Genomic DNA, 6,752 nt, shown 5'->3' with positions numbered 1-6,752 from the left:
GTCGAGCACCAGAGCGTCCCGTGGAACGCGCTGCCCGGCCAGATGGTCGAGATCGAACCGAACGAGTGGCAACTCGCCGAGAATCCCGAGCGGCTCGCCGCGACCTACACCTTGACGGCAACGCTGCCTGCGGACGTCGACGACGCAGGCAGCGCGCGACTCACCGCACCCGAAGCATCTGCGTCGCAGGGCCCCCCGACGCCGCCGGCATCGGACGAACCCTCGGCCCGAACGACCTGACGTCTGCTCCGTATCTCCATGCGGCGCAGGCGAACACGCAAGGAGAACACCATGGAGCGAATCAACGCGAAGCTGTACAACTGGGCCTCGATCCTCGAGGAATCGACCCGCGAACAGGCCCTGACGACGGCGTCGATGCCATTCATCTTCCCGCACCTCGCGCTCATGCCCGACGCTCACCTCGGTCGCGGCGCCACCGTCGGCTCCGTCATCCCGACGCTCGGCGCGATGTCTTAGGTCGCGCCGCGACGCAGCCCTGCGGGCCTCGCTGCGCTCATGTCCTCGGGTTGCTGCGGCACTCCGTCATCCCCGCCGCCGTCGGCGTCGACATCGGCTGCGGCATGATCGCGGTGCGCACGCAGCACACCGCCACCGACCTGCCCGTCGACCGTGCGCCCGTACGTCAGGCGATCGAGCGCGCCATCCCGCTGTCGGCCGGGGGAGTGAACCGCACGATCAGCCGCGACCACACGCGCACGCGCCTCGACGAACTCAACGCCATGGCCGCCGACGCCGGGTTCGACCCCGCGACGTACGCGAAGAACTGGACGCTACAGCTCGGCTCGCTGGGCTCGGGCAACCACTTCATCGAGATCTCCCTCGACGAGGACGACCGCGTCTGGCTGTTCCTGCACTCCGGTTCGCGCGGCGTCGGCAACAAGATCGCCCAGCACCACATCAAGACGGCGACCGACTACTGCGCGACGAACTGGATCGACCTGCCCGACCGCGACCTCGCATACCTCGTCCAGGGCACACCCCAGTTCGACGCCTACTCCCGGTCGCGCCGCGACGCAGCCCTGCGGGCCTCGCTGCGCTCGTGTCCTCGGGATGCTGCGGCATTCCGGCATCCGCGAACTCGAGTGGGCACAGCACTTCGCCCTGCTCAACCGCGAAGAAATGATGGACCGCGTCGTCCGCCAGTACGGCGAATGGGCTGGCGAACCCGTCATCGAACAGGAACGCATCAACTGCCACCACAATTACACAGAGCGTCTTCCGGCTTCCCAGGCGCGATCGCTGTTTCTTCCGGCGGAAGGGGTTCACAAGCTCACCCCATCCGCTCGGTGCGACACGAGCTGGTCACGCTTCTCACGCCCCACCTGGCGGATACCGGGTGGGGCGCGAGCAGCTCAAAGCGATCTACACGACGCGTCGGTCGAGAAATTCAGTTGTGGCGTGGGGCGCCGGGCTGCGAGATTCACCCCATGAACCCTGAGGCGTTTCGCGACCTGTACGACTCTCAGCTGCGCGGTCGGGCGGAGGTGGCCGACGCCGACGAGGTGACGCCGATCGGCCCGGTGTTCGCTGCGACGTTCCCGGGCCGGCGGCGCGGATTCGTCACCTACGACCCGTTCGTCATGGATGGCGGGCTCGACGAACTCATCGACGCCGTCGTCAGCCATTTCGAGGCCGACGAGCGCGTCGACCACTTCGAATGGAAGACGCGCGGCCACGACGTCCTGCCGCGGCTGCTCCAGCGGCTCGAGGCGCGCGGATTCGAACTGGAAGAGCCCGAGACGGTCATGGTCGGGTCGGTCGACGACGTCATCGCCGCCGACGAGGGCCTGCCCGCCGGGTACACGCTCGAACGCGCCACCACCGAGCAGGCGATGCGTGACGCCGAGGGCCTCGCCGGGCGCGTCTTCGGTGATTCCCCCGAGCGCAGCCGACGTCAGGGCGACGAACTCGTCGAGCGCATGAGGCGCGATCCGGAGAGCTTCGAGATGTGGTTCGTGCGTGACTCGGCAGGCGAGATCGTGTGCTCGGGGCGGGTCGATTTCGTGGACGATACCGACTTCGCGGGCCTGTGGGGTGGCGCGTGCGACGAACGTCATCGCGGGCGAGGCCTCTATCGCGCGCTCGCGGCGCAGCGTGCCCGAGCGGCCAAGACGCGCGGAAAGGCGCTGCTGCAGGTCGACTGCACCGAGTATTCGCGCCCCATCCTGCAGCGTGCGGGCCTCGTCGCGGTGACGACGTCGACACCCGCCGTCTGGCGACGGCCTGCCTCGAACACGTCTGGCGCACCCTGCTGAGGTGGCATGTGAGGCGACCCAGGAGCGATTCAGGTCATCTGGATAGGCTGTGGAGGTCGTATCGACACCACCCGGGTTCGACGACACGGGGAGAACAATGAAGACGTTGCTCAACATCATCTGGTTCGTGTTCGCCGGGGTGTGGTTGTGGTTGAGCTACATGCTCGCCGGGCTCATCATGTGCATTCTCATCGTGACGATCCCGTTCGGCGTCGCGTCGTTCCGCATCGCCAACTTCGCCGTGTGGCCGTTCGGGCGCACGTACGTCGACAAGCCGACAGCGGGCGTCGGGTCGATGATCGGCAACATCATCTGGTTCGTGCTCGCGGGCATCTGGATCGCCATCGCGCACATCGGCACAGCCATCGCCCTCGCCGTCACGATCATCGGTCTGCCCCTCGCCTGGGCGAACCTCAAGATGATCCCGCTCGCACTGTTCCCGCTGGGCAAGCAGATCGTCCCCGAGAGCGCGGCGCGCCCGCTCATGCCGCAGGCCGGCACGCCGACGACGTCGCGCTACTGACGCGGCGCCGGCGGCGCGGACCCAGAATCGCCGGAGTAGGGGTAGGGCTTGGGTTCATCGTCCGCGCCGATGCCGTAACCGTGCTGCTCCTTCGGGGCCTCGACGGCCATCCACGTCCGAATCATCCCCGGTACGAGGAAGGCTACCCACGCGATCGCCCACGCGTGGAACACGAGGCCGAGCACCAAAAACACGATGAGAGCCAGCGGACCGGAGATCGCGAGCAACTTCTGAGCCGTCGAGTTCGGTGAGGCGTTCATGACTCCAGTCTCGGCGCGCCGTTCGTCGCCTCACGCGGCCGACCGTCACGAATCACCCATGAGATGTGTCATGGGTCCACCGCCCGATGTTGCCCGGGAACCGAGGCACCCGCGCCTCGAATCCCGGGCAACACGGGGGAGCGTCAGCGCGTCAGGCGCGCGCGGTACGTCTCGACGCCGTCGCCGGACAGGTCGTCGAGGTAGGCGGTGCGTCCGAGCATCGTCATGATGAGCGCGATGATCGGCCCCGAGACGACGTCGCCCTTGCCCGTCTCCCACTTCTGGTCGGTGGCCATGAGGTGCAGACCCTTGATGCGGTCGCCCGCGCCCATGCCGAGGCCCGCGTCCTTGTAGTGGTCGGCGAGCTGACGCAGCGTCTCGGCGGGGTAGGTGTGTTCGATGTCGAGCGCGCGGCGGATGTCCTCGGCGTGCACGACGACCTCGCCGAGCGCGGCCTCCGCGGAGAACGGCGCCACGCGCTCGTGCATCGACTCGCGGAAGGCCTCGAGCGTCTCGGCGGGTGTGCCACCAGAGAAACGCGCAACGCCGGCGTCGATGACGGCCTGGACGTTGCCCTTGTGCGTCAGCATCTGCTTCGCGGCGCTCGCCTTCGACGTGCGCGCCGACGACGCGAGGTGCGCGACAACCTGCTGCACGCTCCAGTCCTCGCACAGCGACGGGGCGCGCCACTGCGCGTCACTCAGCCCCGCGAGATCCTCGAGCAGCGACTCGCGCTCGTCGTGGACGGACTTCCAGGTGATCTCGTGCGACATCGTCAGCCTTTCGAAGGGCCCGGGGCGCCCGGGCGTGCCGTGTTCGCTCCCAGTCTGCCAGCCGCGGCTGACGGCGGCGCTGACACGCGGGGGGCGTGGGCAGTACCGTCGGGCCCATGGGAATGATCTGGACGGCCTACCGCATGGACGATACCGAGGCGCAGCGACTCGTCACCGACCTCACGTCGACGGGTGACGCGCCCCTGCAGGCGCTCGAGAAGTTCGACGACGAGCGCATGCTCGATGTCGACAAGGCCTGGCATGCGCTCGAGCGCCTCTACAAGCAGGCGCACGCTCCGAGCCCGATCTCGGAGGGGCGAGTGCCTGACTCCGAGGATGTCGTCGCCGGCCACGTGACGCCCGCGCGGGTGACGGCGATCGCCGCCGCGATGGGCCGCATCACGCCGAGCATCCTGCGCAAGGGCTACGACGCGAAGAAGTTCACGCGCGACGAGATCTACCCGGACATCTGGGACGAGGACGACGTGCTCGACGTGTACGTCATGCCCTACGACGCCGAGCTGCGCGAGTTCTACGCCAAGGCAGCCGAGGCGGACGAAGCCGTCATCTGGCAGCTGAACTGACGTCCGTCGCGCTCGAACCGGGCGCCTCAGAACGCAGCGCGCCCACCCCATCGAGTGACGAGGTGGGCGCGCTGCGTCGCGGGTCGTTCAGGGCGTCGGTGCCGCCGACGTCCCGTCGATCTCTGTTGCGCCGTCGGTCGCCTCGACGCGGTCCATGCCCATGAGCGCCCACTGCTGCGGCGCGCGGGCCTTGAGGACGAACGTCGAGATGACACCGATGACGACGGCGACGCCGATGAGCGCGGGCAGCTGCCACGCGAGGGCGCTGTTCGGGTCTCCGATGAGGTTGCCGAACTGCGATGCGGCATACGCAGCGACGCCGCCCATGAACACGGCCGAGAGCGCGGGCGCGACGAGGGTGCGCCAGAGCCCGCCGAGGCCGGTGCCGGCGGTGGCGACGTCACCCGTCACCGCGTCGTCGGCTGCGGCCTTGCCTCGTGCGCCCCGGTACTTCGCGAAGAACACGACCACGGCGAGCGACGCGAACGCCATGAGGAACAGGATGGCGAGCGTGCCGAGCTGCGTCAGCCAGGTGAACAGGGCGAGCACGGGATCCTTGTCGGTGACGACGAAGATCGTCAGGACGACGGCGGCGAGCACCGTCTGGCTGATCGAGCCCATGTGCGGCGACAGGTGCACCGTGTGCGTGTGGCCGAGGCGGGCGGGCACGAGCCCCTCGCGTCCAAGGGCGAACAGGTAGCGCGCGACGGCGTTGTGGAACGCGAGCAGCGCCGCGAAGACGGATGTCGCGAACAGCAGCGACATCACCTTCGTCGCGCTCGAACCGAGGTAGGTATCGCCCAGTTCGAAGAGGAAGACCGTCGGGTCCGGCTTGAGGCCGCCGAGGTGCTCGACGAGCATCGAACCGCCCTGCGCGCTCACCATGAGGAACGTCGTGATCGAGTAGAAGACACCGATGACGGCGACGGCGAGGTACGTCGCGCGCGGCACGGTGCGACGCGGATCCTTCGCCTCCTCCGAGTAGATCGTCGTCGACTCGAACCCGATGTAGCTCGCCGAGTTGAACAGCAGTGCGATGGCGAGCGAACCGCTTGTCAGGGCGTCGAAGCTGAACGAATCCCAGGCCAGGTGCGATGCGACACCGCCGTGGCCGCCCTCCCCACCCTTGCCGATGATGGCGCCGTCGAGCAGGAGGACGATGAGGAATTCCGCGGCGACGAGGACGCCGAGCACCTTGACGGACAGATCGACCTGGCGGTAGCCGAGCAGCGCGATGACGGCCCACGCGACGAACGCGCACGCCCACCACGGCGGGTCGAAGCCGAGGTTGTCCGCGCAGAAGCTGGCGGTGGCCGAGCCGAAGAGGCCGTAGAGGCCGATCTGCATGGCGTTGTAACCGAGCAGCGCGATCCACGCCGCAGCGCCGCCGGCATGCTGGCCGAGGCCGCGCGCGACGTACGCGTAGAACGCGCCCGTGCTCGTGTGGTGACGTGCCATCGCGGTGTAGCCGACGGCGAACAGCAGCAGCATGGCGCTGACGATGAGGTACGCGAACGGAATGCCTCGCCCGTTGCCGACGAGCATCGCGACGGGCGCGCCGCCGGCCATCGCCGTCAGGGGCGCGGCGGCGGAGACGACGATGAACGCGATCGCGATGACCCCGAGGCGCCCGGAACGCAGGCGGTGCTCGGTGTGTGGGATGTCGGAATCTGCGCGCGGACTCATGTCGGGAGACGACGTGGGAGTTGCCATGCCGGGCCTTTCGTTCGGGGGCGAACGATCTCGCCTCGGGGGTCACGGTAACCCATGATGTGATCTGAGACACACGAGGATCAGATGACGATTTGATCTCGCCGTAGGATGTCCGTTTGGGCCCGAACGATTGGTAGTGTGATGCGCATCACCGCACCAGCCAACCTTGCGAGGAGCGTCATGGTCACCGCGCCGCAGCCCGAGAAGATCACCGTCGAGGGGGTCGAGGTCGATACGCGTCACTGGATCGGTGGCGAGCGCGTCACCAGCGCTGACGGTGCGACGTTCACCGACGTCTCCCCGATCGACGAGAGCGTCATCGGCGAGATCAGCGCAGGCGCCGAGGCCGAGGTCGACGCTGCCGTCGCTGCTGCGCGCAAGGCCTTTCCGGCATGGGCCGGCATGCCGGTCGCGGAGCGCGCGGCGCTGCTGCGCAATGTCGCCGACGGCGTCGAGGCGCGTGTCGAGGAGCTCGCGCACGTCGAGACGCGCGACAACGGCGCGCTGCTGCGCAGCCACCTGCGCGGCGTCATGCCGCGCGTCGCGATGAACTTCCGCTTCTTCGCCGACTACCTCGAGAACGACCTCGCCCACCCCGACATGACGGTGCCCGGGCGCGGCCA

At 68.4% G+C, this 6,752-nt stretch carries 7 protein-coding genes and 2 pseudogenes; 6 read left to right on the top strand and 3 right to left on the bottom strand.

Annotated features, from left to right (window positions below; genetic code table 11):
• From B2284_RS06005 to B2284_RS05990, 4 genes and pseudogenes are all read left to right on the top strand, one after another.
• Window positions 1-240 (top strand): annotated as a pseudogene (locus B2284_RS06005) (SAM-dependent methyltransferase); the annotation flags it as partial.
• Window positions 241-291: 51 nt separating this feature from the next.
• Window positions 292-1,236 (top strand): annotated as a pseudogene (locus B2284_RS06000) (RtcB family protein); the annotation flags it as partial.
• A gap of 212 nt (window positions 1,237-1,448) precedes the next feature.
• Complete coding sequence (locus B2284_RS05995) at window positions 1,449-2,276, top strand: GNAT family N-acetyltransferase (RefSeq protein WP_074045929.1); 828 nt, start codon at window positions 1,449-1,451, stop codon at window positions 2,274-2,276.
• Window positions 2,277-2,373: 97 nt separating this feature from the next.
• On the top strand, window positions 2,374-2,799 hold the full coding sequence (locus B2284_RS05990; protein ID WP_006946995.1) for a YccF domain-containing protein: 426 nt from the start codon (window positions 2,374-2,376) through the stop codon (window positions 2,797-2,799).
• On the opposite strand, the gene B2284_RS05985 is transcribed toward B2284_RS05990, so the two are convergent.
• Together B2284_RS05985 and B2284_RS05980 are read right to left on the bottom strand one after the other, a co-directional pair.
• A complete protein-coding gene (locus tag B2284_RS05985) occupies window positions 2,793-3,059 on the bottom strand; it encodes a hypothetical protein (RefSeq protein ID WP_074045873.1) in 267 nt (88 codons plus the stop codon). The genes B2284_RS05990 and B2284_RS05985 overlap by 7 nt on opposite strands.
• Before the next feature lie 143 nt (window positions 3,060-3,202).
• A complete protein-coding gene (locus B2284_RS05980; RefSeq protein WP_006947091.1) occupies window positions 3,203-3,832 on the bottom strand; it encodes a maleylpyruvate isomerase family mycothiol-dependent enzyme in 630 nt (209 codons plus the stop codon).
• A gap of 116 nt (window positions 3,833-3,948) precedes the next feature.
• Between B2284_RS05980 and B2284_RS05975 the strand changes: the two genes are divergently transcribed.
• Window positions 3,949-4,416: a DUF1877 family protein gene (locus B2284_RS05975; RefSeq protein ID WP_074045874.1), complete on the top strand. Its 468-nt coding sequence runs from the start codon at window positions 3,949-3,951 to the stop codon at window positions 4,414-4,416.
• 87 nt (window positions 4,417-4,503) lie between these two features.
• Here B2284_RS05975 and B2284_RS05970 read toward each other — a convergent pair whose 3' ends face one another.
• The gene (locus tag B2284_RS05970) at window positions 4,504-6,102 is read right to left on the bottom strand and encodes an APC family permease (RefSeq protein ID WP_170957172.1); all 1,599 of its coding nucleotides are present in this window, start codon (window positions 6,100-6,102) and stop codon (window positions 4,504-4,506) included.
• 168 nt (window positions 6,103-6,270) lie between these two features.
• Here B2284_RS05970 and B2284_RS05965 point away from each other — a divergent pair.
• Window positions 6,271-6,752, top strand: a 482-nt coding sequence (locus B2284_RS05965; RefSeq protein ID WP_286697296.1) for an aldehyde dehydrogenase family protein, incomplete at its 3' end; no start/stop codon positions are given.

It is taken from the genome of Dermacoccus sp. UBA1591 (genome assembly GCF_002322065.1).
Classification (GTDB): Bacteria; Actinomycetota; Actinomycetes; order Actinomycetales; family Dermatophilaceae; genus Dermacoccus; species Dermacoccus nishinomiyaensis.
The sequence above is the reverse complement of the archived record's forward strand: the minus strand, read 5'-3'. Positions and strand labels throughout refer to the sequence as shown.